The 25,859-nt window shown below is 71.9% G+C and carries 30 protein-coding genes; 12 read left to right on the plus strand and 18 right to left on the minus strand.

Translation table 11 applies throughout. From position 1 onward, the window contains the following. Positions 1 to 75: 75 nt before the first annotated feature. The 4 genes from ADY59_RS25130 to ctaC form a co-directional block, all read right to left on the minus strand. The gene (locus ADY59_RS25130; RefSeq protein ID WP_049566378.1) at positions 76 to 1,269 is read right to left on the minus strand and encodes a L,D-transpeptidase; all 1,194 of its coding nucleotides are present in this window, start codon (positions 1,267 to 1,269) and stop codon (positions 76 to 78) included. 138 nt (positions 1,270 to 1,407) lie between these two features. Then, entirely contained in the window at positions 1,408 to 1,821 is a 414-nt protein-coding gene (locus ADY59_RS25135; RefSeq protein WP_049566380.1) for a cytochrome c oxidase subunit 4, read from the minus strand. Beyond that, entirely contained in the window at positions 1,821 to 3,482 is a 1,662-nt protein-coding gene (gene ctaD / locus ADY59_RS25140; RefSeq protein ID WP_049566382.1) for an aa3-type cytochrome oxidase subunit I, read from the minus strand. The genes ADY59_RS25135 and ctaD overlap by 1 nt, the downstream gene beginning before the upstream one ends. After that, positions 3,479 to 4,393, minus strand: a complete 915-nt coding sequence (gene ctaC, locus ADY59_RS25145; protein ID WP_442937719.1) for an aa3-type cytochrome oxidase subunit II — start codon at positions 4,391 to 4,393, stop codon at positions 3,479 to 3,481. Before ctaC ends, ctaD begins: the two co-directional genes overlap by 4 nt. Positions 4,394 to 4,464: 71 nt before the next feature. Here ctaC and ADY59_RS25150 point away from each other — a divergent pair, with 71 nt between their 5' ends. From ADY59_RS25150 to ADY59_RS25160, 3 genes are read left to right on the plus strand one after another with little or no spacing between them, the layout of a single operon-like run. After that, positions 4,465 to 5,598 carry a cysteine desulfurase family protein gene (locus ADY59_RS25150; protein WP_049566386.1) on the plus strand — a complete coding sequence of 378 codons (1,134 nt, stop codon included), beginning with the start codon at positions 4,465 to 4,467 and terminating at the stop codon, positions 5,596 to 5,598. After that, positions 5,595 to 5,840, plus strand: a complete 246-nt coding sequence (locus ADY59_RS25155; RefSeq protein WP_049566388.1) for a sulfurtransferase TusA family protein — start codon at positions 5,595 to 5,597, stop codon at positions 5,838 to 5,840. Before ADY59_RS25150 ends, ADY59_RS25155 begins: the two co-directional genes overlap by 4 nt. A 53-nt stretch (positions 5,841 to 5,893) precedes the next feature. Further along, positions 5,894 to 6,313 carry a CBS domain-containing protein gene (locus ADY59_RS25160; RefSeq protein WP_049566391.1) on the plus strand — a complete coding sequence of 140 codons (420 nt, stop codon included), beginning with the start codon at positions 5,894 to 5,896 and terminating at the stop codon, positions 6,311 to 6,313. Between the two features lie 72 nt (positions 6,314 to 6,385). On the opposite strand, the gene ADY59_RS25165 is transcribed toward ADY59_RS25160, so the two are convergent. Together ADY59_RS25165 and erpA are read right to left on the minus strand one after the other, a co-directional pair. Then, positions 6,386 to 7,372 (minus strand): carbohydrate kinase family protein, encoded by a 987-nt coding sequence (locus ADY59_RS25165; RefSeq protein ID WP_049566395.1) that lies wholly within the window; start codon positions 7,370 to 7,372, stop codon positions 6,386 to 6,388. 99 nt (positions 7,373 to 7,471) lie between these two features. Beyond that, entirely contained in the window at positions 7,472 to 7,825 is a 354-nt protein-coding gene (gene erpA / locus ADY59_RS25170; RefSeq protein WP_049566397.1) for an iron-sulfur cluster insertion protein ErpA, read from the minus strand. A 161-nt stretch (positions 7,826 to 7,986) separates the two neighbouring features. Here erpA and nadA point away from each other — a divergent pair, with 161 nt between their 5' ends. Further along, positions 7,987 to 9,138, plus strand: a complete 1,152-nt coding sequence (gene nadA / locus ADY59_RS25175) for a quinolinate synthase NadA (protein WP_049566401.1) — start codon at positions 7,987 to 7,989, stop codon at positions 9,136 to 9,138. On the opposite strand, the gene ADY59_RS25180 is transcribed toward nadA, so the two are convergent. The 6 genes from ADY59_RS25180 to ADY59_RS25205 are packed head-to-tail and all read right to left on the minus strand — an operon-like array spanning position 9,135 to position 13,711. Then, entirely contained in the window at positions 9,135 to 9,731 is a 597-nt protein-coding gene (locus ADY59_RS25180) for an SIMPL domain-containing protein (protein WP_049566402.1), read from the minus strand. The genes nadA and ADY59_RS25180 overlap by 4 nt on opposite strands. A gap of 56 nt (positions 9,732 to 9,787) precedes the next feature. Continuing rightward, complete coding sequence (locus tag ADY59_RS25185; protein WP_082310382.1) at positions 9,788 to 11,137, minus strand: alpha/beta fold hydrolase; 1,350 nt, start codon at positions 11,135 to 11,137, stop codon at positions 9,788 to 9,790. A 25-nt stretch (positions 11,138 to 11,162) separates the two neighbouring features. After that, positions 11,163 to 11,720, minus strand: coding sequence for a PspA-associated protein PspAB (pspAB, locus tag ADY59_RS25190; protein WP_049566407.1), 558 nt, complete (start codon positions 11,718 to 11,720; stop codon positions 11,163 to 11,165). 5 nt (positions 11,721 to 11,725) lie between these two features. Further along, the gene (gene htpX / locus ADY59_RS25195; RefSeq protein WP_049566460.1) at positions 11,726 to 12,583 is read right to left on the minus strand and encodes a zinc metalloprotease HtpX; all 858 of its coding nucleotides are present in this window, start codon (positions 12,581 to 12,583) and stop codon (positions 11,726 to 11,728) included. A 46-nt stretch (positions 12,584 to 12,629) separates the two neighbouring features. Beyond that, positions 12,630 to 12,908, minus strand: coding sequence for a PspA-associated protein PspAA (pspAA, locus tag ADY59_RS25200; protein ID WP_049566409.1), 279 nt, complete (start codon positions 12,906 to 12,908; stop codon positions 12,630 to 12,632). Continuing rightward, a complete protein-coding gene (locus ADY59_RS25205; protein ID WP_082310384.1) occupies positions 12,905 to 13,711 on the minus strand; it encodes a PspA/IM30 family protein in 807 nt (268 codons plus the stop codon). The genes pspAA and ADY59_RS25205 overlap by 4 nt, the downstream gene beginning before the upstream one ends. Positions 13,712 to 13,865: 154 nt before the next feature. Between ADY59_RS25205 and ADY59_RS25210 the strand changes: the two genes are divergently transcribed. Then, a complete protein-coding gene (locus ADY59_RS25210) occupies positions 13,866 to 14,450 on the plus strand; it encodes a DUF3043 domain-containing protein (RefSeq protein ID WP_269433643.1) in 585 nt (194 codons plus the stop codon). Positions 14,451 to 14,475: 25 nt separating this feature from the next. On the opposite strand, the gene ADY59_RS25215 is transcribed toward ADY59_RS25210, so the two are convergent. Continuing rightward, a complete protein-coding gene (locus ADY59_RS25215; RefSeq protein WP_049566416.1) occupies positions 14,476 to 15,420 on the minus strand; it encodes an SMI1/KNR4 family protein in 945 nt (314 codons plus the stop codon). A gap of 90 nt (positions 15,421 to 15,510) precedes the next feature. Here ADY59_RS25215 and ADY59_RS25220 point away from each other — a divergent pair, with 90 nt between their 5' ends. Continuing rightward, positions 15,511 to 16,512, plus strand: coding sequence for an aldo/keto reductase family protein (locus ADY59_RS25220; protein ID WP_049566417.1), 1,002 nt, complete (start codon positions 15,511 to 15,513; stop codon positions 16,510 to 16,512). Between the two features lie 65 nt (positions 16,513 to 16,577). Here the strand turns inward: ADY59_RS25220 and ADY59_RS25225 are convergent, their stop codons facing one another. After that, positions 16,578 to 16,784, minus strand: a complete 207-nt coding sequence (locus ADY59_RS25225) for a hypothetical protein (RefSeq protein ID WP_049566420.1) — start codon at positions 16,782 to 16,784, stop codon at positions 16,578 to 16,580. Between the two features lie 167 nt (positions 16,785 to 16,951). On the opposite strand from ADY59_RS25225, the gene ADY59_RS25230 reads away from it, so the two are divergent. Further along, complete coding sequence (locus ADY59_RS25230) at positions 16,952 to 17,950, plus strand: bifunctional adenosylcobinamide kinase/adenosylcobinamide-phosphate guanylyltransferase (protein WP_049566421.1); 999 nt, start codon at positions 16,952 to 16,954, stop codon at positions 17,948 to 17,950. A gap of 3 nt (positions 17,951 to 17,953) precedes the next feature. Here the strand turns inward: ADY59_RS25230 and ADY59_RS25235 are convergent, their stop codons facing one another. Continuing rightward, complete coding sequence (locus ADY59_RS25235; RefSeq protein WP_049566423.1) at positions 17,954 to 18,754, minus strand: ABC transporter ATP-binding protein; 801 nt, start codon at positions 18,752 to 18,754, stop codon at positions 17,954 to 17,956. A gap of 36 nt (positions 18,755 to 18,790) precedes the next feature. On the opposite strand from ADY59_RS25235, the gene ADY59_RS25240 reads away from it, so the two are divergent. After that, the gene (locus ADY59_RS25240) at positions 18,791 to 19,510 is read left to right on the plus strand and encodes an aminoglycoside 3'-phosphotransferase (RefSeq protein ID WP_049566424.1); all 720 of its coding nucleotides are present in this window, start codon (positions 18,791 to 18,793) and stop codon (positions 19,508 to 19,510) included. After that, complete coding sequence (locus tag ADY59_RS25245) at positions 19,510 to 20,346, plus strand: adenosylcobinamide-GDP ribazoletransferase (protein ID WP_049566426.1); 837 nt, start codon at positions 19,510 to 19,512, stop codon at positions 20,344 to 20,346. Before ADY59_RS25240 ends, ADY59_RS25245 begins: the two co-directional genes overlap by 1 nt. Here ADY59_RS25245 and ADY59_RS25250 read toward each other — a convergent pair whose 3' ends face one another. Genes ADY59_RS25250 through ADY59_RS25260 form a run of 3 tightly spaced genes read right to left on the minus strand, consistent with a single transcriptional unit; the run spans position 20,347 to position 22,540 of the window. Continuing rightward, positions 20,347 to 21,228: a CPBP family intramembrane glutamic endopeptidase gene (locus ADY59_RS25250; RefSeq protein WP_049566428.1), complete on the minus strand. Its 882-nt coding sequence runs from the start codon at positions 21,226 to 21,228 to the stop codon at positions 20,347 to 20,349. Beyond that, on the minus strand, positions 21,225 to 22,196 hold the full coding sequence (locus ADY59_RS25255; RefSeq protein WP_049566430.1) for a hypothetical protein: 972 nt from the start codon (positions 22,194 to 22,196) through the stop codon (positions 21,225 to 21,227). Before ADY59_RS25255 ends, ADY59_RS25250 begins: the two co-directional genes overlap by 4 nt. Beyond that, complete coding sequence (locus tag ADY59_RS25260) at positions 22,193 to 22,540, minus strand: GntR family transcriptional regulator (protein WP_049566433.1); 348 nt, start codon at positions 22,538 to 22,540, stop codon at positions 22,193 to 22,195. Before ADY59_RS25260 ends, ADY59_RS25255 begins: the two co-directional genes overlap by 4 nt. Positions 22,541 to 22,635: 95 nt before the next feature. Between ADY59_RS25260 and ADY59_RS25265 the strand changes: the two genes are divergently transcribed. From ADY59_RS25265 to ADY59_RS25275, 3 genes are all read left to right on the plus strand, one after another. Then, the gene (locus tag ADY59_RS25265) at positions 22,636 to 24,105 is read left to right on the plus strand and encodes a leucyl aminopeptidase (protein ID WP_049566436.1); all 1,470 of its coding nucleotides are present in this window, start codon (positions 22,636 to 22,638) and stop codon (positions 24,103 to 24,105) included. A gap of 75 nt (positions 24,106 to 24,180) precedes the next feature. Further along, a complete protein-coding gene (gene lpdA / locus ADY59_RS25270; protein WP_049566438.1) occupies positions 24,181 to 25,545 on the plus strand; it encodes a dihydrolipoyl dehydrogenase in 1,365 nt (454 codons plus the stop codon). Between the two features lie 38 nt (positions 25,546 to 25,583). Next, positions 25,584 to 25,859 (plus strand): biotin/lipoyl-containing protein (locus tag ADY59_RS25275; RefSeq protein ID WP_331459515.1); only part of this gene is annotated, 276 nt, incomplete at its 3' end.

The raw sequence follows: 25,859 nt of genomic DNA on the forward strand, positions 1-25,859 counted from the left end.
CCCTTCTCAGCGCCGGTACGGCGTGAAGAGGCCACGGCGGGAACGGCCACCGCGGGAGAGCGGGCACGGCCTCCGTCAGGAGAAGGCCAGGGTGGGCCCCGCCTTGAGGGAGCTCCACTTCAGCCACTGCTTCCAGTGCTCCTGCCAGTGCCCCCACCCGTTGGTCGGCTCCAGCTTGCGCGGGGAGCCGGTGATGATGATGGGGTCGCCGATGAGCGTGTTCTTGATGAACCAGGACGCGTTGGACGGGCTGATGTTCACGCACCCGTGGCTGACGTTGGAGTTGCCCTGGGAGCCCACCGACCAGGGCGCGCTGTGCACGTACTCGCCGCTGTTGGAGATCCGCACCGTGTTGTACACCGTCATCCGGTAGTAGCCGGGCGACCCCGGGCCGATCCCGGGCGAGATCATGACGGTGACGGGCTCCCGGGACATGGCCAGGTGGATGCCGGAGGTCGTGTAGTACTTCCACTGGCCGCCCTGGCCGGCGTGCATCGGCATCTCGCGGATCTTCTTGCCGTCGCGCCTGACGTGCAGGACGTGCTCGTCGGTGCTGCCCTTGGTGATCTGGGAGCGGCCGACCCTGAAATCGAGGGCGAGGTCACGCTTGCCGTACAGGCCGGCGCCGCCCCGCACGCCGGCCAGGTTGGCCTCGACGCGGACGTCGGTGCGGGCGGGCCAGTAGTCGCGCGGCCGGAAGTCGACGTGCTGGTCGTCGAACCAGTGCCAGGCCCCTTCGACAGGCCTGGAACTGCGCACGAGCAGGTTGCGCTCGACGGACACCCGGTCGGTGATCGGCTGGTCGAAGGCGATCATGATGGGCATGCCGACGCCGACGGTGAGGCCGGTGTCGTCGCGGTTCGGGGTGATGCGTTCGATGTCGAAGGTCTTGGCCGCCTTGACCGTGGCGAAGCTGCTCTTCTGCTCGGCCTGCTTGCCGTCGGCGTTGGCCACGACGGAGGTGATGGTGTACGTGGTGCCGGGGCGGGCGGTCGCGGTGCTGCGCCAGCGGGTCCGGTCGGCGCTGAGGGTGCCGGGCAGGGCGCCCTCCTTGCCGCGCACGGTGACGCTCTTGAGCGTGCCTCCCTGGGCCGCCACGACGACGGTCTGGTCCGTGGGCACGTTGGCGGCCTTGTCGTGCGGGTACATCGTCACGGTCGCGTCGGGCGCCTTGGCGGTCTTCTCCTCGTCGGCGGCACTGCTCGTCGAGCACGCCGTCAGCAGCGCCAGCGCCAGCAGGCCGGCCGATCGATACGCAACTCGCCCCACGAGTACTCCCCCGTCCGAGTAGAGCAGATTCATCTCCCTTATTACCCTCGGTGATCGAATCACCACATCCGCCCCCCGGTAAAGAACGCCAAAAAGCGGGCGTCCCTCCCTAAGGAGGGCGCCCGCCCGGCGGGTCGCTCAGTGCGAGAAGTGACCCCGGTAGTACTGGAACACGAACCCGATCATCGCCATGATCACCAGGAACACGCCGATGATGAACATCCACAGGCCGATCACGAACCCGGCGAAGGCGAAGGCCGCCGCCAGGCAGACGAACAGCGGCCACCAGCTGCTCGGGCTGAAGAAGCCGATCTCGCCGGCCCCGTCGCTGATGTCGGCCTGCTTGTTGTCCTCCGGCTGGGCGCCGATGCGCCGCGCGGTGAACATCAGGTAGTAGCCGATCATGAACGCGAAGCCGACCGAGATGGCCATGGCGGTGGTGCCGACCGGCTCACCCTGCCCCGTGGCCGCCTTGGTCCAGAACCAGTAGGCGACGTCGACGCCGGCGAAGAACAGGCCGCACAGGAGGAACAGCCAACCCTGGACCTTCATCAGTCCTCAACCTCCTTGGCGGGCTTCGCCGACGTGTGCGGGTACTTGAGGTCGAACGCCGGACGCTCGGACCGGATGGGCGGCAGCGAGGTGAAGTTGTGCCGCGGCGGCGGGCAGGAGGTGGCCCATTCGAGCGAGCCGCCGTAGCCCCACGGGTCGTCGACGGTGACCTTGGGCGCGGTGCGCCAGGTCTTCCAGACGTTGTAGAAGAACGGCAGCGTCGAGGCGCCCAGCACGAACGCGCCGACCGACGAGATCATGTTCAGGTCGGTGAACCCGTCGGCCGGGCTGTAGTCGGCGTAGCGGCGCGGGAAGCCGAGCACGCCGAGCCAGTGCTGGATGAGGAACGTGGCGTGGAAGCCCACGAACAGCAGCCAGAACTGCAGCTTGCCGAGTTTGTCGTCGAGCATCTTGCCGGTGAACTTGGGCCACCAGAAGTAGAACCCGGCGAACATCGCGAACACCACGGTGCCGAAGACCACGTAGTGGAAGTGCGCCACCACGAAGTACGTGTCGCTGATGTGGAAGTCGAGCGGCGGCGAGGCCAGGATGACGCCGGTCAGGCCACCGAGCAGGAACGTCACCAGGAAGCCGATGGAGAACAGCATGGGCGACTCGAAGCTGAGATGCCCGCGCCACATCGTGCCGATCCAGTTGAAGAACTTCACGCCCGTCGGCACCGCGATGAGGAACGTCATGAACGAGAAGAACGGCAGCAGCACCTGCCCGGTCGGGAACATGTGGTGCGCCCAGACCGTGATGGAGAGGCCGGCGATCGAGATCGTGGCGGCCACCAGGCTGATGTAGCCGAAGATCGGCTTACGGCTGAAGACCGGCAGGATCTCGGTCACGATGCCGAAGAACGGCAAGGCGATGATGTAGACCTCTGGATGCCCGAAGAACCAGAACAGATGCTGCCACAGCATCGCTCCGCCGTTCTCCGAGGCGAAGATGTGGGTGCCGAACTTGCGGTCGGCCTCCAGCGCGAGCAGCGCGGCGGCCAGCACCGGGAAGGCCATCAGCACGAGCATGCTGGTCAGCAGGATGTTCCAGGTGAACATCGGCATCCGGAACATGGTCATGCCCGGCGCCCGCATGCAGATGATCGTGGTGATGAAGTTGACCGCGCCGAGGATCGTGCCGAGGCCGCTCAGCGCCAGGCCCATGATCCACAGGTCGCCGCCGATGCCGGGCGAGCTGATCGCGTTGGACAGCGGCGTGTAGGCGAACCAGCCGAACGCGGCGGCGCCCTCCGGGGTGAAGAAGCCGGAGACGGCGATCGTGCTGCCGAACAGGTAGAGCCAGTAGCTCACCATGTTGAGGCGCGGGAACGCCACGTCGGGCGCGCCGATCTGCAGCGGCATCAGCTCGTTGGCGAAGCCGGCGAACAGCGGCGTCGCGAACATCAGCAGCATGATCGTGCCGTGCATGGTGAACAGCTGGTTGAACTGCTCGTTACTCGTGAACTGCAACCCCGGCTGCGCCAGCTCGGCCCGCATGACCAGCGCCATGATGCCGCCGATCAGGAAGAACACGAACGAGGTGATCAGGTAGAGGTGTCCAATGATCTTGTGATCGGTGGAGGACAGCCACTTCGCGATCACCTGGCCCTTGGTAACGGGCCGGACACTCGTGACGAGTGGTTCTTGGATGGCGGTCACTGGGCACTCCCAGCCTGGTTGGACGCGGTGTACTGGTCGAACTCAGCCTGCGGGACGAGCTTCACCGAGAAGAGCATGCGGCTGTGGTCGGCGCCGCACAGTTCGGCGCACCGACCGGCGTAGACACCGGGCTTGTTCAACGTCTTGATCTCGAACTTGCGTCCGGGGTTGTTCTCCGGGATGCCGGGGATGATGTCACGCTTGAAGATCATGTTCGGCACCCAGAACGAGTGGATGACGTCGTCGGTGTAGAGATCGAACTCCACCGTCGAGTTCACCGGCAGCACGAGCTGCGGCCCCTGCTTGTAGTCGCTCACCGGCATGCCGGTCACCGGCTTGGTGGTCTTGCCGTCGGCGGTCGTGGTGGTGAAGCGCCAGCTCCACTGGAACGCCTCGACCTTGACCTTGAGGTCCGGGTTGGCGGAGACCTTGGTGAGCACGTCGCTGTCGCGCGCGGTGAAGAAGAAGAACACCGACACCATGACGAGCGGGACCAGGGTGTAGAGCATCTCGATCGGCAGGTTGTAACGCACCTGCGGCGGAAGCTCGGCCTTGGCCTTGCGCTTGGTGTGGAAGATGCACGCCCACACGATCAGGGCGATGACCACGGCGCCCGTGGCCAGCGCGGCGATCCACGCCCCGTTCCACAGAGTCGTGACGACGTCACCCTGCGTCGTGATTGATTCCGGCAGAAGGCCACGGGACCAATCGGCCTCGGGAACGTCATTTGCACACGCCGTAGCGGAGGCCAGGAGCAACGCCAAAGCGGCGGCGCGCGGCACTCTGCGCCGGGCCAACGAACGCCGCGTCGTACGGCGGGTCGGACTCACGGATCGCCTACCCCACAGATGAAGCCCAGGAGTCTTCTCCTGAGCGCTCGTATTTCCAGATGCACAGCTGATTGCAGACACATTAGCGTGCAACGGGCCCGCCCTTCCGCGCGCCCCCTCGGTGGCGCGCCGCGGATGGGACCATAGGTCTCGTGGCGTACTTTGACGCGGCCTCGACCGAACCGCTTCACCCTCAGGCGCGCGAGGCGCTCCTGGCGGCGATCGACGTCGGCTGGGCCGACCCCGCGAGACTCTATGGCCAGGCCCGCCGTGCCCACCTGCTGCTGGAGCAGGCCCGCACGGAGGTGGCCGAGGCGCTGGGCGCGCGGCCCGACGAGGTGTCGTTCACCTCGTCCGGCACGCAGGCCGTGCATCTCGGCGTGCTCGGCACCATACAGGGCAGACGGCGTGTGGGCCGACATCTGGTGACCAGCGCCGTCGAGCACTCCAGCGTCCTGCACGCGGCCGCGCTGCACGAGCGCGACGGCGGCACCGTCGAGGCGGTGGGCGTCGACCGCGCGGGCCGGGTGGACCTGGAGGCGTTCACCGAGGCCGTGGCCAGGCCCGACACCGCGCTGGCCTGCCTGCAGACGGCCAACCACGAGGTCGGCACGCTGCAGCCGGTGGCCGAGGCCGCCGCGGCGTGCCGGCGCAACGGGGTGCCGCTGCTGGTCGACGCGGCCCAGACGGCGGGCCGGATGCCGGTGCCGGGCGGCTGGTCGGTGCTGACGGCCAGCGCGCACAAGTGGGGCGGCCCGCCCGGGGTGGGCGTCCTGGCCGTGCGCAAGGGCACCCGCTTCCGCTCGTTCGTCCCCGAGGACGAGCGGGAGGGCCGCCGGGTGCCGGGGTTCGAGAACGTGCCGGGCATCGTCGCCGCCGCCGCGGCGCTGCGCGCGATGGCGGCCGAGGCGTCCCGGGAGCGCTCCAGGCTGTCGGCCCTGGTCGACAGGATCCGCGAGACCGTGCCGAAGGTCGTCCCCGACGTGGAGGTGATCGGCGACCCGGTCGAACGGGCCCCGCACATCGTCACGTTCTCCTGTCTCTACGTCGACGGCGAGGTGCTGCTGACCGAGCTCGACAAGGCCGGGTTCGCCGTATCGTCCGGTAGTTCGTGCACCGCTAGTACGCTTCGTCCATCGCATGTCCTGGAAGCGATGGGCGTGCTGACGCATGGGAATGTCCGGGTGTCACTGCCCAGGGGCGCTTCGGCGGCCGAGGTCGACAGGTTCCTCGCCGTACTGCCCGAGCTGGTGCGCCGGATCCGCCAGGACGCAGGAGTCGCATGACAGAGGCCACTCAGCCGGCATTGACGATCGACGCGCTCGGGAAGAAGTGCCCGATCCCGATCATCATGCTCGCCGAGCAGATCAACCACATCCCGCTCAACGCGGTGGTGGCCGTCCTGGCCGACGACCCCGCCGCCTTCACGGACGTGCCCGCGTGGTGCCGGCTCAAGTCGCACCGCCACGTGGGCTCCTACGAGCTTCCGCAGGGGGGCTGGGCGATTCACGTACGGCGCAACTACTGACGCGTGAACTGGGTAGGGCCCCCGGAAAGCACCGATATCCGGGGGAAAGAGACATGACCGATCAGACTGCTCGCGACCTCATGAATCCGGGCGCGGAGTGCATCCAGGCTCACGAGACGCTCGACCGCGCCTCGCAGATGATGCGCGACATGGGGGTGGGCGCGCTGCCGGTGTGCACCGACGACCGGGTGAGCGGCATCATCACCGACCGCGACATCGTCATCAAGTGCGTGGCCGCGGGTCACGACCCGGCCCAGGTGCGGGCCGGCGACCTGGCGACCGGGCTGGTCTGGGCGCCCGCCGACGCCACCGTCGAGGACGCGCTGTCGCGTATGGAGAAGCACCAGATCAAGCGGCTGCCGGTGATGCAGGACAACCGCATCGTCGGCATGATCACCGAGGCCGACCTGGCCAGGCACCTGCCCGACGACCAGCTCGCGGAGTTCGTGCACCGCGTCTACGCGCCCGCCTGAGCGGCCCCGCCGCGGCGGCGGGGCCCGTCCGCGAGATCAGGGGCGGAATCAGGGGCGGTATCAGGGGTGGTATCAGGGGTGGTAGCAGCGGATGTGCGGCGCGATCTCGGCCGCCGCGTCGGCGCCGTAGGCGGCGCTGAAGCGCTCCATGAACGCGCGCTGCCCCAGCTCGTACTCCTGGCCGCCGACGCGCTCCAGCACGTGCGTGGCGGTCAGGTTGCCGAGCTGCCCGCACCGCTCCAGCGGCAGGTCCCAGGCCAGGCCCGCCAGGAAGCCGGCCCGGAAGGCGTCGCCGACGCCGGTCGGGTCGGCCTTCCCGTGCTCGGGGGCGGGCGCGACCGCGATGGACGGCTCGCCGCGGCGGTCGATGACGGCGCCCTTGGGGCCGAGCGTGGTGACGCGGACGCCGACCCGGGCGAGGATCTCCTCGTCGCTCCAGCCCGTCTTCTGCTCGATGAGGCCCTTCTCGTAGTCGTTGGAGAAGAGGTAGGCGGCCCCGTCGACGAGCTGGCGGATCTGCTCGTCCTCCATGCGGGCGAGCTGCTGGGAGATGTCGGCGGCGAAGGGGATGCCGCGGTGGCGGCACTCGTCGGTGTGACGCAGCATGCCGTCGGGGTCGTTCGGGCCGATGAGCACCAGGTCGAGCCCGCCCACCCGGCTGGCGACCGGCTGCAGCTCGATGAGCCGCGCCTCGGCCATCGCCCCGGTGTAGAAGGAGGCGATCTGGTTGTGGTGCTTGTCGGTGGTGCACAGGAAACGCGCGGTGTGCTGGGTCTCGGAGATGTGCACCGAGTCGCAGTCGACGCCGTGCCGCTCAAGCCACGACCGGTAGTCGGCGAAGTCGTTGCCGACCGCGCCCACCAGATAGGGCTTCAGGCCGAGGCAGGCCATGCCGAAGGCGATGTTGGCGGCGCATCCCCCGCGCCGGATCTGCAGATCGTCGACCAGGAACGAGAGTGACACCCGGTCGAGTTGCTCGGCGATGAGCTGATCGCCGAAGCTGCCGGGAAATGTCATCAGGTGGTCTGTCGCGATGGAGCCGGTGACGGCGATGCGCACGGGATTCTTCTTCCTCGTTGTCAGCAAGCCAGGAGCGCAACGAGGATACGCGAAGGCCCCGCGCGCACAAAGGCGGACGGGGCCTACGGGCACACCCGACTAGTTGAAGGAGTCGCCGCAGGCGCAGGAGCCCGTGGCGTTCGGGTTGTCGATGGTGAAGCCCTGCTTCTCGATCGTGTCGACGAAGTCGATGGAGGCGCCCATCAGGTAGGGGGCGCTCATCCGGTCCGTGACGACGCTGACGCCGCCGAAGTCCGTCACGACGTCGCCGTCCATCGAACGGTCGTCGAAGAAGAGCTGGTAACGCAGGCCGGAGCAGCCGCCCGGCTGCACGGCCACGCGCAGCTGCAGGCCTTCCTCGCCCTGCTGCTCGAGCAGGCTCTTGACCTTGGCGGCGGCCGCGTCTGTCAGGATCAGGCCCTGCGTCGTGGTCTCGCTGCTCTCAACCGTCATCTGCTGACTCCCTAACCCGGCTGTCTGTTCCGACGTCTACTGATGACGCTACCAACACCTGCCGGGTGCTACACATTCCCTCCCCCGTTACCCCCCGGAATATCTGCCCCCATACCGTGTGTCATAGTTAGTCGTCAGTTCGACGATAAGGGGGTACGGCCATGGCCACCCAGACTGGGCTGCCGCTCTACGTCCTCGGCCGGGACGCCGATCCGCACAGCGAGACGGGGGTGGACTGTCCGGGCGAGCTGCCGCCCGCCTCGGACCCGCAGCTCGTGGAACGGGCGCGCAAGGCCAAGCAGGCGCTCGGCGACCGGCTGTTCGTGCTGGGCCACCACTACCAGCGCGACGAGGTCATCCAGTTCGCCGACGTGACCGGTGACTCCTTCAAGCTGGCGCAGCAGGCCGCCGCCCGGCCCGAGGCCGAGTACATCGTGTTCTGCGGCGTGCACTTCATGGCCGAGTCGGCCGACATCCTGACCACCGGCACCCAGCGGGTCGTGCTGCCGGACCTCGCGGCCGGCTGCTCGATGGCCGACATGGCCACCTTCGACCAGGTCGAGGAGTGCTGGGAGGCGCTGGAGGACGCGGGCCTGGCCGACCAGGTCGTGCCCGTCACGTACATGAACTCCAGCGCCGACATCAAGGCGTTCTGCGGCCGCAACGGCGGCGTGGTGTGCACCTCCTCCAACGCCAGGCGCGCCCTGGAGTGGGCGTTCGAGCAGGGCTCCAAGGTGCTCTTCCTGCCCGACCAGCACCTGGGCCGCAACACGGCGGTGCTGGAGATGGGGATGTCGCTCGACGACTGCACGGTGTGGAACCCGCACCGGCCCGACGGCGGCCTCACCCCCGAGCAGCTCCGGCGGGCGCGCATGCTGCTGTGGAAGGGCCACTGCTCGGTGCACGGCCGCTTCACGGCCGAGTCGGTCGACGACGTACGGCGGCGTGTCCCGGGCGTGAACGTGCTGGTGCACCCCGAGTGCCGGCACGAGGTGGTGCTCAAGGCCGACCACGTGGGCTCCACCGAGCACATCATCAAGACGCTGGCGGCGGCCCCGGCCGGGTCGAGCTGGGCCGTGGGCACCGAGCTCAACCTGGTCAAGCGGCTGGCCCAGATGTTCCCTGACAAGAACGTCTCGTTCCTGGACCGGACCGTCTGCTACTGCTCGACGATGAACCGCATCGACCTGCCCCACCTGGTGTGGGCGCTGGAGTCGCTGGCGCTCGGCGAGGTCGTCAACCAGATCACGGTCGACGACGACACGGCCCGCTGGGCGCGTACCGCCCTCGACCGGATGCTCGCCCTGGCCTAGTCGCCGAAGGCGTGCACCACCCGCACGGTGACGGTCAGGCCCTGCTGCCCGGGGCTGACCGAACCCTGCTCGGCGGCCGCGGCCAGCCTCATCGGCTGCGGCCCGCGCTCCACCTCCTCGCTCACCGAGACGACCCCGCCCAGGGGCCGTCCGGCGAGCTCGGCGTAGTGCTCGGCCTTGGCCCGCGCGTCGGCGAACGCCCCGGCCCTGGCCTCCCTGAGCGCCGTGGCCGGGTCGGACACCTCGAAGGCCACGCCGTGCAGCCGGGCCTCCTCCCCCACCCGGGCGACGGTGTCGATGATCTCGTCGGCCCGCGCCAGGTCGCGGATCACGGCCTCGACGCCCTGGGCGGCCCGGTAGGCCGACACCTTCGGGTACGCCTCGTACTCGGGACCGAGTGACAGCTCCGTGGTGCGCAGGTCGCGCTCGGCGATCCCGGCCTGCCGCAGCGCCTCGGCGAGCCTGCTCGCGGCGGCCCTGACCCCGGCGAAGGCCTCGGCGGCCGACTGCCGGCGCACCTCGACCCCGGCCTGCAGCCGCATGACGTCCGGCACGGCCGCGACCGTGCCCTCTCCGACGACGGTGATGTCCACGCCTACCCCTTTCCCGGGGTTCGCCTGCCGGGAACCACAGTAACCTCACCACGGCCTCACAGCGCGTCGGCTATCGCGGGCAGGACGTTCAGGTGCACGCGCAGCCGCGAGACGGGCAGCCGCACGAGCCTGCCGTTCAGCTCCTCCACCAGCCTCGCGCCGCGCGCTCGGCCGCTGACGAGCACCGTCACCGGCACGTCGGGGAAGGCGTGCTCGGCACGGATGACGCGCAGGTCGGCGGCCATGTCGCGGCGCGCGAGCCACTCCCCCGCGGCGGCGGCCAGCACCCGCCCCTGGCTGTGGAGACCGTGGGTGTCGGCGGTCCCGCACAGCAGCCGGTGCGCCACCGGACCGGCGACGCGGGCCAGCGCCGCCGCGCCCCAGGTGCCGCCCAGCGCGGGCAGCCAGCGGCCGAGCGTCCTGCCGGGCGAGGACGTGCCCCGCGCGCCTCTGGGGGCCGCCGCGGGGTCCACGAGGACGAGCGCGGACACCCGCAGCGGGTGCAGCCTGGCGAACGCCTCGGCGTGCCAGGCGGCGGCCCGGTGCGCGACGACGGCGACCCGCTCGGGGTGCTCGGGGGCCAGCGCCGCCAGCCGCGCCGCCTCGCCGTGCAGCGTGGGCGGCACCGGCGAGGCCGGGCTGAGCCCCAGCCCCGGCCGGTCGAACCTGATCACGGTGTGCGTGCGGGCCAGCTCGCCGGCGACGCCGTCCCAGTGGCACCACGCCGCCGCGGGCCCTCCGGCGATCAGTACGGCCGGCCCCCGGCCCTGCCGTACGACGTGCGGGTGGACGGGCGCCGGGACGGGCGCGTCCGAGACGAGCAGCCGCAGCGCCGCGTACACCAGCCACGCGGCGACGATCAGGAACTGCGCGCGCTGAGCCAGGCCGGCCAGCTGACCGGCGGCCACGGCCGTGGCGGTGAAGGCGGTGAACCCGGCGGCCAGGCCCGCGATGATCCAGGCCGGCCAGGTGCGCCAGCGGACGGCCAGGAGCGCCATGGCGAGCGGCGCGGCGGCGGCCGCCAGCACCCCGGTCACGACGTGCGCGTGGTGGGCGGCCGACAGCGGCCCGCGCCCGCACGCCGGGGAGCTCAGCGCGGCGCAGTCCATCGGGAACAGGCCGCCGGCGATCGTCAGCACGCCGAACGCGGCCAGCGTCAGCCAGCCCGCCCACTCCCGCCCGATCCTCGGCACCAGCGCCACCCCGGCCACGCAGGCGAGCCCGGACAGCACGTCGCTGGTCCGGAACAGGCGTGTCCACGGCTGGTCACGGGCGGCCAGCTCGCTGACGTAGCCGTGCGCCCGGTCGACCGCCGGCGTGGTGAACTGGCCGGTGATCCACGCCGAGTACAGCACGGCGGCCACGATGAACCCGGAAGCCGCGAGCACGTACAATCTTCGCTCCACGTGATGATTACATCACCGTGGGTGCTCAGAGTCCGGGAGCGCCCCAGACCGGGAACCAGCGGCCGAGGTCCTCCTCCAGCGGCAGCTCGCCCGCGAGCACGCCCCTGACCTGCAGCTCCAGCGCGTTGTCGCGGCGGTCGCCGCCCAGCGGCGCGAACGGGTAGAAGGTGCCGCGTTTGTAGAGGTAGACGACGGCCAGCCGCCTGCCGTCGGGGCCGGCGAACGACACCAGCGAGCACAGCAGCGACGGGCCGAACCCGGCCGACTCCAGCGAGGAGTTGACCGCGTGCAGCTCGGTGACCAGGTCGCCGAGCAGGTCGGGCGCGCGCCGCACCAGCAGCCAGGTGTATCCGTAGCCGTCGTCGGACTCCTCGACGCGGCCGCCGAGCAGGGCCTTGACGTCCTGCTCCAGGCGGGCGAAGGCACCGCCCTCGGCCGCCCGGAACGCCACCGAGCCGAGCCCGGTCGGCACGAGCCCGGTCGCCGCCTGGAGCGTCACGGCCGCTGACGGCAGCGCGAACAGCGCGTCCAGGTCGGGCTTGGCCGGCTTGGAACGGCCCAGGATCGCGTCGAGCCAGCCCATCGTCGTCAGCCCCTTCCGAGCTGCGCGGAGATGCGCGCGAGCTGCTCCAGCCGCCGTTCGAGCGGCGGGTGCGTGGAGAACAGGTTGGCCACCGTCTGCCCCTTGGCCAGCGCCGGGGCGAAGTAGAAGGCGTTGAACGGCTCGGCCTCACGCAGGTCGCGGGTCGGGATCCGGGCCATGTCGCCGGACACCTTGGTCAGCGCGCTGGCCAGCGCCGACGGCTGCTGCGTGAGCAGGGCGCCGGCCCGGTCGGCCGACAGCTCCCGGTAACGCGACAGGGCGCGGGTGAGGACGAAGCTGATCGCGTACACCAGGACCGAGACGAGCATGATGATCAGGCCGATGGGCAGGCCGCCCTGGCCGTTCTGGCGGCGGCCGCCGAGGCCCGTGTAGAGGGCGACGCGCGTCATGAGCCCGGCCACGATGCCCAGGAACGAGGCGATCGTCATCACCGCCACGTCGCGGTGCGCGACATGGGACAGCTCGTGGGCCAGCACGCCCTCGAGCTCACGCGGCTCCAGGCGGCGCAGGATGCCGGTCGTCACGCAGACGACGGCCTTCTTCTGGTTGCGGCCGGTGGCGAAGGCGTTGGGCACGTCGGAATGGGCGATCGCGACGCGCGGCTTCGGCATGTCGGCCAGCGCGCACAGCCGGTCGATCAGGCCGTGCAGCTCGGGGGCCTCCTGGGGCGAGACCTCCCGCCCGTGCATCGCGTAGAGCGCGATGCGGTCGGACAGGAAGTACTGCGCGAGCAGCAGGGCCCCCGCGATGACCAGCACGGTCAGCGCCCGCACGCCCAGGGCGACGAGGATGCCGACGAACACCACGTAGAGCAGGCCGAGCAGGAACATCGTCGCGACCATGCGGCGGGTCAGGCCGCGGTCGGCCGCGAACCGGGTGCGCACGGGCTCAGCCCGGGATGAGGCCCTGGTCGCCCAGCATCTCCCGGACTTCCTCGATCGAGGCGTCCGCGGGGGGAAGGATCAGCTCTGACGGCTCAAGGCTGTCGTCGGGAAGCGCCTTGCCCACGTGGCGCACCTTGTCGAGCAGGGCGTGCAGCTTGACGCGAAAGGCCTTCTCGTCATCGGAGTCGATGGCGGCCTCGAGCTCGCTGTCGAGCTCGTTGAGCACCGCGATGTCGTCGGCCGAGATGTCGATCTGGCCCTCGCCCATGATCCTGACGATCATGCGCCCTCCCCCGGCTGGCGCAGCTGCTGCGTCTGCTGGTTGGGCTGGGGCTGCTGCTGCGGCTGCTGCTGGCCGGGCTCGATGGCGCCCTGCGGGGCCGGGCCCTGGCCGAGCTCGGCCTTCATCCTGGCCAGCTCCAGCTCGACGTCCATGCCGCCGCCCATCCGGTCGAGCTCGGCCTGGATGTCGTCGCCGCGGGTGCCGCTGAAGTCGTCGAGCGCGCCGGAGGCGAGCAGCTCGTCGATGGCGCCGGCGCGGGCCTGCATCTGGGCCGTCTTGTCTTCCGCCCGCTGGATCGCCAGGCCGACGTCGCCCATCTCCTCGGAGATGCCGGAGAACGCCTCGTTGATGCGGGTCTGCGCCTCGGCGGCGGTGTAGGTCGCCTTGATGGTCTCCTTCTTGGTGCGGAAGGAGTCGACCTTGGCCTGCAGCCGCTGGGAGGCCGTGGTGAGCTTCTCCTCCTCGGCCTGCAGGTTGTCATGCTGCACGCGCAGATCGGCGATCTGCGACTGCAGGCCGGAGCGGCGCGACAGCGCCTCACGGGCGAGGTCTTCACGCCCCACCGACAGCGCCTTGCGGCCCTGCTCCTCCAGCCGCTTGCCTTGCTGCTCCAGACCGTTGATCTGCAGCTCCACACGCTTGCGAGAGGTGGCGACGTCCGCCACGCCACGACGCACCTTCTGCAGCAGCTCCAGCTGCCGCTGATAGGAGTAGTCGAGGGTCTCGCGTGGATCCTCCATTTTGTCCAGGGCCTTGTTGGCCTTGGACTTGAAGATCATCGAAAGTCTCTTCATCACGCTCATGCGCGTCGGCCGTCCCCTTCTTAGGTCGTGCTGTCGTTCACCCACTGCAGCGCAGCCTGCCTTGGGATTACCCTACGCATAACGCACGGGGGCGTCACTAAGTTGCACTCCAGGTAGGGTTGACGTCGTGTTGCGACGCCGTTCCCAAACCTCCGTGGACGACACCCCCGTCCCCGTTGACGATCCTAAGCCCCAAGGTAAGGGTCGTCCCACACCCAAGCGCCGAGATGCCGAAGGCAGACGGCGCCAGCTGGTCAGCGCGCCGAAAGACCGCAAGGAGGCTTATCGGCAGATGCGCGCCAAGCAGGCCGCCGAGCGCGACCGGGCCCGGCGCGGCATGCTGGCCGGTGACGAGCGCTACTTCCCGGCCCGTGACAAGGGCGCCGCGCGCAAGTTCGCCCGCGACTGGGTCGACTCGCGCCGGCTGCCGAGCCAGTACTTCCTGCCCTTCTCGCTACTGATCCTGCTCGCGACCTGGGTGCCGTGGCCGATGTCGGTCCGCGTCCAGGTGCTCAACGCGGTGATCGTGTTCGGCTGGCCGGTCATGATGATCGGCGTCGTCTTCACCTCCGGCTACGTGGCCTGGAAGGTGAAGAAGGAGGTCGCGGCCAAGCTGCCCAACGAGAGCCTCAAGGGCGTGGGCTTCTACGCGGCGATGCGGGCGCTGCAGATCCGCAAGCTCCGCTTCCCGCCGCCCCAGCTGCTGCCGGGCGGCAAGCCGGTGCCGCCCAAGAAGTAGCCCGCCGGGCACTTCGCCGCCGCGGTCATCGCGTGTGCGTCCACCGCAGGACGCCGCGCCTGACCGCGGGGCGGCGGCCGTCGATCGGCGTGCCCGTCTCCAGGGCCACCGCGACCGCGCGCATCATCGCGTAGTAGGTCGGGCGGCCGGACGTCCCCGCCGGGCCGGTGACCGCATAGCCGCCGCGCCCCGGGAGACGCCCGAACGGGATGATCCCGGCGTCCCATCCCCCGGCGGGCGCGGTCGTGGCGGCGTGCGCGCACCTGAGCCGCCAGGCGTCCCTGATCTCCCGTACGCCGAGGTTGATCGCTCCGCCGAAGCCGAAGCCGCGGGCGCCGTCGTGGCGCAGCAGCGAGGCCCGCAGGTCGTCGGGGAACTTCACGCCCATCTGCGCCTCGGCGACCGCGATCGTGCGCGCCCTGCCGGGGCGGCCGAGCGCGGCGTGCGTCCTCGGGGCGTTGGCCCTGAGCCACCGTTCGATGCGCCGCCACTGCCGGTCGACGGCCCGCTTGACCCGCGGGTCCACCGGCCGGACCGTCACGGCCCCGCGCGGGGGTGCGCAGGGGTCCGGCTCCCCGGCCTGTAACTCCCGCGAGGTCGGACCGTCAGGCTCGGGCGGCCCGGAGGGCGCGGCGCCGCCAGGCTCCGCGGCGGCGTGCCGTACGGGACCGCTCACGGAGGCGAACGTGTCGCGCACGGACTGGCCCGGCCATGCCCCGGGCCCGAGGTACGCCAGGGCGGCCAGCACGGCCACCGTGGCCGCCACGAGCGCGCCGAGCCGGCCGAGCTTTCCGGGCCGCAGGCGCGGACGCGGGCGCGACGTGGAACCGGGCGCGTAGTCGAGCGCGGCGTCGAGCGCGGCGCCGGGGGCGGGCGGCTCGGTCCGGGGCAGGCGGGCGCGGCGGCGCAGCCGCACGGCGATCGCCGCCAGGACGGCGGCGGTGAGCGCCGCCCGGAGGAGATTGGGCACCGGCCGACCTTATCGCCCCGGACCGACGGACGATCTCCGCCCAACGCCCCTGGTGACCGTTATGCCGGGACACCCCCTAAGGTCGGATGTATGGAATTCCGTCACCTCGGCCGCAGCGGTCTCATGGTCAGCGAGATCAGCTACGGCAACTGGCTCACTCACGGCTCCCAGGTCGAGGAGGACGCCGCCAAGCAGTGCGTGCAGGCGGCTCTCGACGAGGGGATCACCACGTTCGACACCGCCGACGTCTACGCGGGAACGAAGGCGGAGGAGGTGCTCGGCAGGGCGCTCAAGGGCGTCCGCAGGGAGTCGCTGGAGATCTTCACCAAGGTCTACTGGCCCACGGGCAAGGGCCCCAACGACCGCGGCCTGTCGCGCAAGCACATCACCGAGTCGATCAACGGCTCGCTGCGCCGCCTGCAGACCGACTACGTCGACCTCTACCAGGCGCACCGCTTCGACCACGAGACGCCGCTGGAGGAGACGCTCAAGACGTTCGACGACCTGGTGCGGCAGGGCAAGGTCCTGTACGTCGGCGTCAGCGAGTGGACCGCCGGCCAGATCGCCGACGCGCTCAGCATCGCCGACGAGATGGGCTTCGACCGGATCGTGTCGAACCAGCCGCAGTACTCGATGCTGTGGCGGGTCATCGAGTCGGAGATCGTGCCGCTGAGCGAGCGCGAGGGCGTCAGCCAGATCGTCTGGTCGCCGATCGCGCAGGGCGTGCTCACCGGCAAGTACGTGCCCGGCCAGGCCCTGCCCGAGGGCTCGCGGGCGACGGACGCCGCCGGCGGCAGCGGCATGATCGCCCGGTTCATGAAGGACGACGTGCTGGCCCGCGTGCAGGAGCTCAAGCCGATCGCCGCCGACCTGGGCCTGTCGATGGCGCAGCTCGCGGTCGCGTGGGTCCTGCAGAACCCGAACGTCGCCAGCGCCATCGTCGGCGCCTCCCGCCCCGAGCAGGTGCGCGACAACGTCAAGGCGGCGGGCGTCAAGCTCGACGCCGAGGTGATGAAGCGGATCGACGACGTGGTGGCGCCCATCATGGAGCGCGACCCGGCCAAGACCGTCAGCCCGGCCAAGCGCCCGTAGTCACGCGCACAACAGAAACCCCTTGAGCGGCGCATGCGCTCAAGGGGTTTTCCTATTCTCCGCGATTACTCCGGACGCAATGACAAACCCGTGTATTCGACCCGGTCCTCGTCGAGCAGGGCAACCTGTTCGACCCCGGACTCCAGCAGCTCACGCCAGTTCTCCCCCAGCCAGGACTCCGCGTCGGCCTGGCTCGGAAAAACCTCTCGCGGCAAAGGGCGATCCGTCACCTCACCACCCTGCGCGTTTTCATAACGCCACCGCCATGTCATGCCATACGCTCCTTTTTCCGCGGGTTCGCCGGCGCATCCTCTCGACGGCACTGGAACCCTACTCCGGAGTTCGCAGGTCCATCGATGCCGCACGCCCATCTCCTCACCGCCGCTCCCGGGGCGGGCCGGTCGAGGGCGTGTGGCACCGGGTTTGTACGCTCGGCGCGGTGGAGCTGCTTCTCACCGGGACCTCGGGCGATCTTGGCTGGCCCGCGCCGGGCTGCGCGTGCGCCTCGTGTCTCGGCCGTCCCTCACGCCGGGCACCCTTCGGGGCGGTGGTCGACGGGGTGGTGCCGGTCCCGTACGCCGATGTGCCGCCCGGCTATCGCGTCCACGCCGGCGGTCTCGGGCTGACCTGCCCCGGCGGCTCCCGCCTGTTGTACGCCCCCGCGGGGCGGGAGGTGCCCCCCGGCGGCGAGGGGCGCTATGACGCGGTGCTGGTGGACCTTCTGGAGCGGCCCGAGCGCCTGGGGGCGATGCGCCGGGCGGGGCTGGTGGACGAGCGCACCCACGTGGTCGCCGTCGGCCTGGACCACCGGGCCAGGTCCGAGGACGAGCTCGCCAGGCGGCTGGAGCTGTGGGGCGCCCGGGCGGTGCCCGACGGCACGGTCCTGGACACCGGCCGGCCGCCTCCCCCGCCCGTCGCCGCGCCCCGGCGGACGCTGCTGCTGGGCGGGTCGCGTTCGGGCAAGTCGGCCGAGGCCGAGCTGCGCCTGGCCGCCGAGCCGTACGTGACGTACGTGGCCACGGGACCCGCCGGGGAGGGCGACGGCGAGTGGGCCGCGCGGGTGCGCGCCCACCGGGTGCGCAGGCCCGCGCACTGGGCGACGGCGGAGACGACGGAGCTCGCGGAGGTGATCGGGGCGGCCACGGGGCCGCTGCTGGTCGACGGGCTCGGCACCTGGCTGGCGGCGGTGTTCGACGAGCACGCCGCCTGGGAGGGCGACCGCGCGCCCGTGGAGCGGCGCTGCGACGAGCTGGTCCGCGCGTGGCGGACCGCGCCGCACCGGGTCGTGGCGGTGTCCGACGAGGTGGGCATGGGGGTGGTGCCGGCGACGGCCAGCGGTCGCGCCTTCAGGGACGCGCTCGGCAGGCTGAACGAGCGCCTGGCGGCCGAGTCGGAGGACGTCGCCCTGGTCGTGGCCGGCCGCCTCCTGCGGCTGTGAGGGTCAGGGCCGGACGGAGCGGGCGTACCAGCGGCCGTCCAGGCGGTCGACGTGCAGCGGCAGGCCGAAGCAGTCGGACAGGTTCGCCGGGGTGAGGACGTCGTCCACCGGCCCGGCGGCCAGCACGCGGGCGTCGCGCATCAGCAGCGCGTGCGTGGTCGTCGCCGGGACCTCCTCCAGGTGGTGCGTCACGGTGACGGTGGTGAGCACCGGCCGGGTCTCGGCCAGGGCCTCCACGGCGGTGATGAGGTCTTCGCGGGCCGGCAGGTCGAGGCCGGCGAACGGCTCGTCCAGCAGCAGCACCGCCGGGTCCGCCATGAGCGCCCTGGCCACCCTGACCCTGGCCCGCTCGCCCTGGGAGCACACCCGGAAGGGCCGCTCGGCCAGGTCCTTGCAGCCGAGGTCGGCCAGCAGGCGCAGCGCCCGGTCCCGCTCGGCGTCGCCGTACTTCTCCCAGATCGGGGCGCTCGTACCGGTGTGGCCGGTGAGCACCACGGTGTGCGCGGTCGCCCCCTCCTCCTCCAGCAGCTCCTCGTCGATCAGCCGCTGGCTGGCGGCGACCAGGCCGATGTGGCGGCGCAGCTCACGCAGGTCGACGCGGCCCAGGCGGTGGCCGAGGACGTTCACCGAGCCCGTCGTCGGGTGCCGCACGGCGGCGGCCAGCGAGAGGAGCGTCGTCTTCCCGGCGCCGTTGGGGCCGAGGATCACCCAGTGGTCGCCATAGGCCACCTGCCAGTCGATTTCGTCCAGCAACGTCTTGCCGACGACCCGGACGCCTACGCCTTCGAGTTCAAGCACGTGCATCCGGCCACCCTAGTCGGCCTCGTAGGATCGTCGGTTATGCAGCTCCCTGGGCGGATATTCGATCTCTTCGGCGAAGACGCGATCTGGTCGGACGACCACGAGGGCCTGAGCGGCGAGACCCTCCGCGTCACGGGCCCCACCGGCGCCTTCTACGTCAAGCAGGGCCCGTCGGCGCGGGCCGAGCACGAGCGGCTGCTGTGGCTGAAGCGGTGGGTGAGCGTGCCGGACGTGGTGGCGTTCGAGGGCGACGCGCTGGTGCTGGCCGACGCCGGATGGCGCAGCCTGGAGCGCAAGCCGCCGGCGGACGCCGGGACCGTCCTGGGCACGGCGTTGCGCGCGTTGCACGAGGTGCCGGTGCGGGAGTGCCCGTTCGACGAGCGGCTCGACGTCAAGCTGGCGCGGGCGGCCGGGCGGGTGCGCGACGGCCTGGTCGACGCCGGTGACTTCGACGAGGACCACCTCGGGCTGACGCCGGGCCAGGTCTACGAACGGCTGGTGGCCGAGCGGCCGGCGCGCGAGGACCTGGTGGTCACGCACGGCGACTACACCCCGGCCAACGTGCTGGCCTCGCCGTCGGGCGACACGGTCCTGGTCGACGTGGGCGCGCTCGGGGTGGCCGATCGGCACGTGGACCTGGCGATCGTGCTGCGTGAGCTCGACGGGCCCGCCGCCGGGAGCTTCCTGCGGGCGTACGGCCCCGCCGAGGTGGACGAGGACAGGCTGCGCTACTACCGGCTGCTGGACGAGCTGTTCTGATGCACGGGCTGCGGTTCGCGGCCGGGACGCTCAGCGTGTTCCCCGTGCGGGTGGAGCGGGTCGATCGCGAGGTGGCGGGGCGGGCGATGGCGCTGGCGCCGCTGGTGGGGCTGGCGCTGGGCGCGGTGGCGTCGCTCCCGCTGCTGCTGCCGGGCCCGCCGCTGCTGGGCGCGGCCCTGGCGCTGGGCCTGCTGGCGGCGCTGACCCGCGGCCTGCATCTGGACGGGCTGGCGGATCTGGCCGACGGGCTGGGCAGCGGCAAACCGGCCCCGCAGGCGCTGGACATCATGAAAAAGTCGGACATCGGGCCGTTCGGGGTGGTGGCGCTGGCGTTCACGCTGCTCATCCAGGCGGCCGCGCTGTCCGCCGCCGGAGCCTGCGCGCCGGCCGGGGGGCCCGCGCTGTTCGCCGCCGGGGCGCCCGTGCTGGTGACCGCCTGCGTGACCGGCCGCCTGGCGCTCACCTGGGCCTGCCGGGCGGGCGTCCCCGCCGCCCGGCCCGGCGGCCTCGGCGTCCTGGTCGCGGGCACGGTACGGGCGCGCACGGCGTGGCTCGTCACCCTGGCCGTCCTCGCGGGAGCCGCCGCCCTGGGCTGGGCCGCGTGGCCCGCCCGGCCCGGGCCGCCCGGGGGCGCGAGCCCGACCGGCGCTCCCGGCCTGATCGGGCTTCCCGGCCCGGCCGTGCTCGTCGCGGGGGCGGCCGCGGGGCTGGGCGCGGCGCTGGTGATGCTGCGGCACGCCCGGCGGCGGCTCGGCGGGGTCACCGGGGACGTGCTGGGCGCCCTGGTGGAGACGGCCACGGCGGCCACGCTCGTGGTGTGCGCCGTGCTCGGCTGATCACGCGGGTCGCGGGCCCCGTACCGGCAGGGTCTTCAGCAGCACGGCCGCGCACGCCGCGATCAGGACCCAGCCGACGAGGCCGGACGGCCCGGCCAGCACCAGGTTCGGCGGCGCGGCGGCGTCACCGAGCAGGAGGACGGCGGGGGCGACGGCGTTGAGCGAGCCGTGCGCCACGACCGCCGGCCACACGCTGCCCGAGCGGAGCCGCAACCACCCGAGCACCACCCCGGCCAGCACGCAGAAGCCGACGAAGTAGACGGCGGCCCACGACCCGAGCGCCGGGTAGTTGTAGCCGAGCAGCGTCAGCGGCGCGTGCCACAGCCCCCAGACCACGCCGGACAGCGCCAGCCCGGGAAGCACCCCGCGCCGCTCCGCCAGCCGGGGCGCCAGGTAGCCGCGCCAGCCCCACTCCTCACCGAGCGCCGGGATGGCGTTGAGCACCGGCCCGGTCAGCGCGGCGACCACGACCTGGGTGACGGCGACCGGCGTCAGGCTCTCGGGGACCGGCAGCCCGGTGGCCCGCAACTGCTCCCTGAACAGGCTCAGCCCGTCGAGGTCCAGCGTGAACAGGCCGAGACCGGCGCTGATCGCGACGGCGGCGAGCACCAGCAGCGGCACCCCCAGCCAGGCGGCCAGTACGAGCAGCCCCGTGCGCCCCCTGCGCTCGCCCAGGGTGAGGCCGGTCTCGCGGGCCCACCGGCGCGGCGGCGTCCGGCTGACCAGCCAGGCGGCCAGCACGCCCACCGCGGGGGTGAACATCATCAGCAGGGCCAGCGGCCGGGCGATCGGCGACGCCAGCCCGCCGGCCAGCCACAGGGGCAGCGCCACCGCCCATGACAGGACGAACGCGACGACGAGGAAGACGGGAAGGGGCTTCACGCCACGCCCCTCTCGGCGACGAGCGCGTTGATCAGGGCGGCGCCGCGACCGGCGTCGTCGATGCTGACGGCCAGTTCGCCGCCGGACCGGTAGCGGATGACCAGGCAGTCGCCGCCACGCAGCATGATGGTGGAGCCGCCCGGCACCCCGCGCAGGCCCCAGCCGCCGACCTGGCTCGGGTGGCGCGGCTCTGACCAGGCCCGGTCGATCTTGGCCAGCGAGATCCGGCGCACCGGCCGGCCGAGCGGGCCGAATCCGATCGCCACCCCGTCCGCCGTCACCCGGGCGCGCACGGCCGAGGTGAACAGGCCGAGGAGCAGCACCAGGGCCAGCGCGGGGACCAGCCCGGCGAGCGGGCCGCCCGTGGCGATGCCGGTGAGCAGGAGCACCCCGGCCACCACGAGCCCGGCCGCGGCGGCGCCGGTCAGGGCGACCAGCCACGGGTTGCTCACCCGGCTCACCCAGACCGCGCGCTGCCCGGGGCGCAGCCGCAGCGACGGCGGCTCAGCGGCGGGCGACCGCTCACCGGGACGGCCCCGGCCGAGCCAGGCCGCGGCGAGCGCGACGGCGAGCGGCAGGACCGCGATCGCGACCGGCGCCCACGCGGGCAGGCGCGCCCCGGTCCAGCTCGCCGCGTCGAGGTTGGCCAGCACCGTGGTGCCGGACACGCCCAGCGCGAGCAGGCCACCGCCGGCGAGCAACGCCCATCCGCCCGCGGCGCCCGCGGGCGCGGTGGCCTCGCGGCCCGCGCCACGTGTCACCGCCGTCAGCGCGAACAGCCACATCAGCACCCAGATCCCGAGCTGGGCGGTGAAGAACACGGCGAACGACGCCGTGCCGTCGGGCACCGAGCCCGGCCCCCAGTGCACGGCCAGCGGCTCCGGCAGACGCTCGCGCGTCGCCAGCGGCAGCGCGACCATGGCGGCGGTGACGGCCGCCCCCGACAGGGCGGCGATCCGGATGTTCATGTGAGCTCCTCCAGCAGCGTGATGACGTCCTCCCGGCGGTATCCGTACCTCTTGGCCTCGTCCAGCAGCTCGCGCGCCCGCTCGCGGAGCAGGGCGCGCCCGTCGGCGTGGCGCGCGACGCTGACGCCGCGCCCCCGCCGGAACTCCAGCAGCCCCTCCTCGCGCAGCTCACGCAGGGCGCGCAGCACGGTGTTGGGGTTGATGCCCAGCGCGTCGGCGAGGTCGCGGGCCGGCGGCAGCCGGTCACCCGGCGCGTAGGAGCCCTCGCCGATCGCGCGGCGGATCGCGCCCGCGACCTGCTCGTGCAGGGGACGGGCGTCGTTGAGGTCGAGCGTCAGCAACATGGTGCTAATGACAATAGCACCATGTCGCACCGCATGATTCGTGGGATGAACCCCTGTTTGTGAGTACCTGGAAACCCTGGATAGCATCGGTTTACGTGACCACTGTGCGGCTGAACTCAGCAGATCCCGTCTCGTTCGACACCGACGCGCTCATCGTCGGGTTCCGGTCCGGCCCCGGCGGTCCCAGCCCCGCCACAGGCGCCGAATCCCTCGACGCGGCCTTCGGCGGCAAGCTCACCTCCTCACTCACCTCCGTGGGCTTCTCCGGCAAGCCGGGCGAGCTGGCCAAGCTGCCCACGTTCGGCTCCGTCACCGCCCCGGTGCTGGTCGCGGTCGGGCTCGGCGACTCCCCCGACGCCGAGGGGCTGCGCCGGGCCGCGGGCGCCGCCGTGCGCTCGCTGGCGGGCACCGCCCGCGCCGCGCTCGCGCTGCCGGCCGGCTCCGCCGCCGAGGCCGAGGCCGTGGCCCTGGGCGGGCTGCTGGGCGCCTACGGCTTCTCCCGCTACCGCACCGGCGACGACCAGAAGGCCCCCGTGGCCGAGCTGACGGTCCTGTCGGGCGAGGCCGCCGAGACCGGCGAGCGGGCCGCGATCCTGGCCGACGCGGTCACGCTGGTGCGCGACCTGGTCAACACGCCGCCGTCCGACCTGTGGCCGGCCAAGTTCGCCGAGATCGCCGAGCAGACCGGCGGCGAGCACGGGCTGAGCGTCGAGGTGCTCGACGACAAGCAGCTCAAGGAGGGCGGCTACGGCGGCCTCATCGGCGTCGGCCAGGGCTCGGCCAACCCGCCCCGGCTGGTCCGCCTGTCCTACAGCCACCCCGAGGCCACCAAGACGCTGGCGTTCGTGGGCAAGGGCATCACGTTCGACTCCGGCGGCCTGTCGCTGAAGCCGTCGGCGTCCATGGACTGGATGAAGTCCGACATGGGCGGCGCGGGCGCCGTTTTCGGGGCGCTCGTCGGCATCGCCCGCCTGGGCCTGCCGGTCAACGTGATCGGCTACCTCTGCCTGGCGGAGAACCTGCCGAGCGGCACCGCCCAGCGCCCCTCCGACGTCATCCACAGCTACAGCGGCAAGACCGTCGAGGTCCTCGACACCGACGCCGAGGGCCGCCTGGTCCTCATGGACGGCATCGCCCGCGCCGCCGAGGACGGCCCCGACCTGATCGTCGACGTCGCCACGCTGACCGGCGCGCAGATCGTCGCGCTCGGCTGGCGCACCGCCGGCGTCATGGCCAACGACGACGCCGTGCGCGAGCTGGTCGTCGAGGCGGCCGCCGCCGCCGGTGAGGGCGCCTGGGGCATGCCCCTGCCCGAGGAGCTGCGCAAGGGCCTCGACTCCCCCGTCGCCGACATCGCCAACCTGCAGCCCGAGCGCTGGGGCAGCATGCTGGCCGCGGGCATCTTCCTCAAGGAGTTCGTGCCCGACGGGGTCCGCTGGGCGCACATCGACATGGCCGGCCCGGCCTTCAACAAGGGCGAGGCGCACGGCTACACCCCGAAGGGCGGCACCGGCGCCTTCGCCCGCACGCTCATCGCGCTCGCCGAACGGCACGCGAGCATCTGAGGGGACCGGCGCGCGAGCGCCCGGAACAGATGAAAAGATGACGGCATCACGAACACCCCGACAAGGAGCCTTCCTGTGGCCTACGACATCGTCGTCCTAGGTGGCGGCAGCGGCGGTTACGCCTGCGCGCTGCGGGCGGCCGAGCTGGGCATGACGGTCGCCCTGATCGAGAAGGACAAGATCGGCGGCACCTGCCTGCACCGGGGATGCATCCCCACCAAGGCCCTGCTGCACTCCGCCGAGGTCGCCGACGAGACCCGCGAGAGCGCCTCGTTCGGCGTCAAGGCGCACTTCGAGGGCATCGACGTGGCCGGCGTGCACGCCTTCAAGGACAAGATCGTCAACCGCGCCTGGAAGGGCGTGCAGGGCCTGCTCAAGGCCGCGGGCGTGACCGTGGTCGAGGGCGAGGGCCGGCTGCTCGCCGAGCGCCGCGTCCAGGTCGGCGATGAGGTGTACGAGGGCCGCAACGTCGTGCTGGCCACCGGCTCCGCGCCCCGCAGCCTGCCCGGCCTCGACATCGACGGCGAGCGGATCATCACCAGCGAGCACACGCTGCAGATGGACCGGGTGCCCGCCTCGGTGATCGTGCTCGGCGGCGGCGTCATCGGCGTCGAGCTGGCCAGCGTCTACCGCTCCTTCGGCGCCGAGGTCACCATCGTCGAGGCGCTGCCGCACCTGCTGCCCACCGAGGAGGAGTCCAGCTCCAAGCTGCTGGAGCGGGCCTTCCGCCGGCGCGGCATCAAGTACGAGCTCGGCGTCTTCTTCGAGGGCGCCAAGACCACCGACACCGGCGTGCTCGTCACCCTGGCCAGCGGCAAGACCCTCGACGCCGAGATCCTGCTCGTCGCGGTCGGCCGCGGGGCCGTCTCGGCCGGCATGGGCTTCGAGGAGGCCGGCGTGGCCGTCGAGCGCGGCGCCGTCACGGTCGACGAGCACTGCCGCACCTCCGCTCCCGGCGTCTACGCCATCGGCGACCTGATCCCCACGCCGCAGCTGGCCCACGCCGGGTTCGCCGAGGGCATCCTGGTGGCCGAGCACATCGCGGGCCTCAACCCGCCGCCCATCGACTACGCGGGCGTGCCCCGGATCACCTACTCCGACCCCGAGGTCGCCTCGGTGGGCATCACGTCCGCGCAGGCCGCCGAGCGCGGCATCGAGATCGTCGAGCAGGTCTACGACCTCGCGGGCAACCCCAAGAGCCAGATCCTCGGCACGGGCGGCGCCGTCAAGGTGCTCGCCCGCAAGGACGGGCCGGTCGTCGGCGTCCACATGGTGGGCCGCCGCATCGGCGAGCTCGTCACCGAAGGCCAGCTCATCTACAACTGGGAGGCTCTGCCCGCAGAGGTCGCCCAGCTCATCCATGCACACCCGACCCAGTCCGAGGCGGTCGGTGAGGCGATGCTGGCCCTGGCCGGCAAGCCGCTGCACGTACACAACTAGTCCAGCCCTCGAGATCAGAACGCGAGAGAAGAATAACGATGCCGGTCTCCGTACAGATGCCCCAGCTCGGCGAGAGCGTCACCGAGGGCACCGTCACCCGTTGGCTGAAGAAGGAGGGCGAGCGCGTCGAGGCCGACGAGCCGCTCCTCGAAGTGTCGACCGACAAGGTCGACACCGAGATCCCCTCGCCGTCCGCGGGTGTCATCACCAAGATCGTCGTGGCTGAGGACGAGACCGTCGAGGTCGGCGCGGAACTGGCCATCATCGACGAGAGCGGCCAGGCCGGCGCGGCCGAGCTGGCCGAGGCGGCCGCC

The organism is Nonomuraea sp. SBT364 (assembly GCF_001083785.1).
Classification (GTDB): Bacteria; Actinomycetota; Actinomycetes; order Streptosporangiales; family Streptosporangiaceae; genus Nonomuraea.

Excerpts from the sequence above, each read along its gene's own strand:
- ADY59_RS25135 (WP_049566380.1), bottom strand. The coding sequence starts at position 1,821 with ATGAAGGTCCAGGGTTGGCTGTTCCTCCTGTGCGGCCTGTTCTTCGCC.
- ADY59_RS25155 (WP_049566388.1), top strand. The coding sequence starts at position 5,595 with ATGACAGAGGCCACTCAGCCGGCATTGACGATCGACGCGCTCGGGAAG.
- ADY59_RS25160 (WP_049566391.1), top strand. The coding sequence starts at position 5,894 with ATGACCGATCAGACTGCTCGCGACCTCATGAATCCGGGCGCGGAGTGC.
- erpA (WP_049566397.1), bottom strand. The coding sequence starts at position 7,825 with ATGACGGTTGAGAGCAGCGAGACCACGACGCAGGGCCTGATCCTGACA.
- nadA (WP_049566401.1), top strand. The coding sequence starts at position 7,987 with ATGGCCACCCAGACTGGGCTGCCGCTCTACGTCCTCGGCCGGGACGCC.
- pspAB (WP_049566407.1), bottom strand. The coding sequence starts at position 11,720 with ATGGGCTGGCTCGACGCGATCCTGGGCCGTTCCAAGCCGGCCAAGCCC.
- htpX (WP_049566460.1), bottom strand. The coding sequence starts at position 12,583 with ATGGTCGCGACGATGTTCCTGCTCGGCCTGCTCTACGTGGTGTTCGTC.
- pspAA (WP_049566409.1), bottom strand. The coding sequence starts at position 12,908 with ATGATCGTCAGGATCATGGGCGAGGGCCAGATCGACATCTCGGCCGAC.
- ADY59_RS25205 (WP_082310384.1), bottom strand. The coding sequence starts at position 13,711 with ATGAGCGTGATGAAGAGACTTTCGATGATCTTCAAGTCCAAGGCCAAC.
- ADY59_RS25220 (WP_049566417.1), top strand. The coding sequence starts at position 15,511 with ATGGAATTCCGTCACCTCGGCCGCAGCGGTCTCATGGTCAGCGAGATC.
- ADY59_RS25225 (WP_049566420.1), bottom strand. The coding sequence starts at position 16,784 with ATGACATGGCGGTGGCGTTATGAAAACGCGCAGGGTGGTGAGGTGACG.
- ADY59_RS25235 (WP_049566423.1), bottom strand. The coding sequence starts at position 18,754 with ATGCACGTGCTTGAACTCGAAGGCGTAGGCGTCCGGGTCGTCGGCAAG.
- ADY59_RS25240 (WP_049566424.1), top strand. The coding sequence starts at position 18,791 with ATGCAGCTCCCTGGGCGGATATTCGATCTCTTCGGCGAAGACGCGATC.
- ADY59_RS25245 (WP_049566426.1), top strand. The coding sequence starts at position 19,510 with ATGCACGGGCTGCGGTTCGCGGCCGGGACGCTCAGCGTGTTCCCCGTG.
- ADY59_RS25255 (WP_049566430.1), bottom strand. The coding sequence starts at position 22,196 with ATGAACATCCGGATCGCCGCCCTGTCGGGGGCGGCCGTCACCGCCGCC.
- ADY59_RS25260 (WP_049566433.1), bottom strand. The coding sequence starts at position 22,540 with ATGTTGCTGACGCTCGACCTCAACGACGCCCGTCCCCTGCACGAGCAG.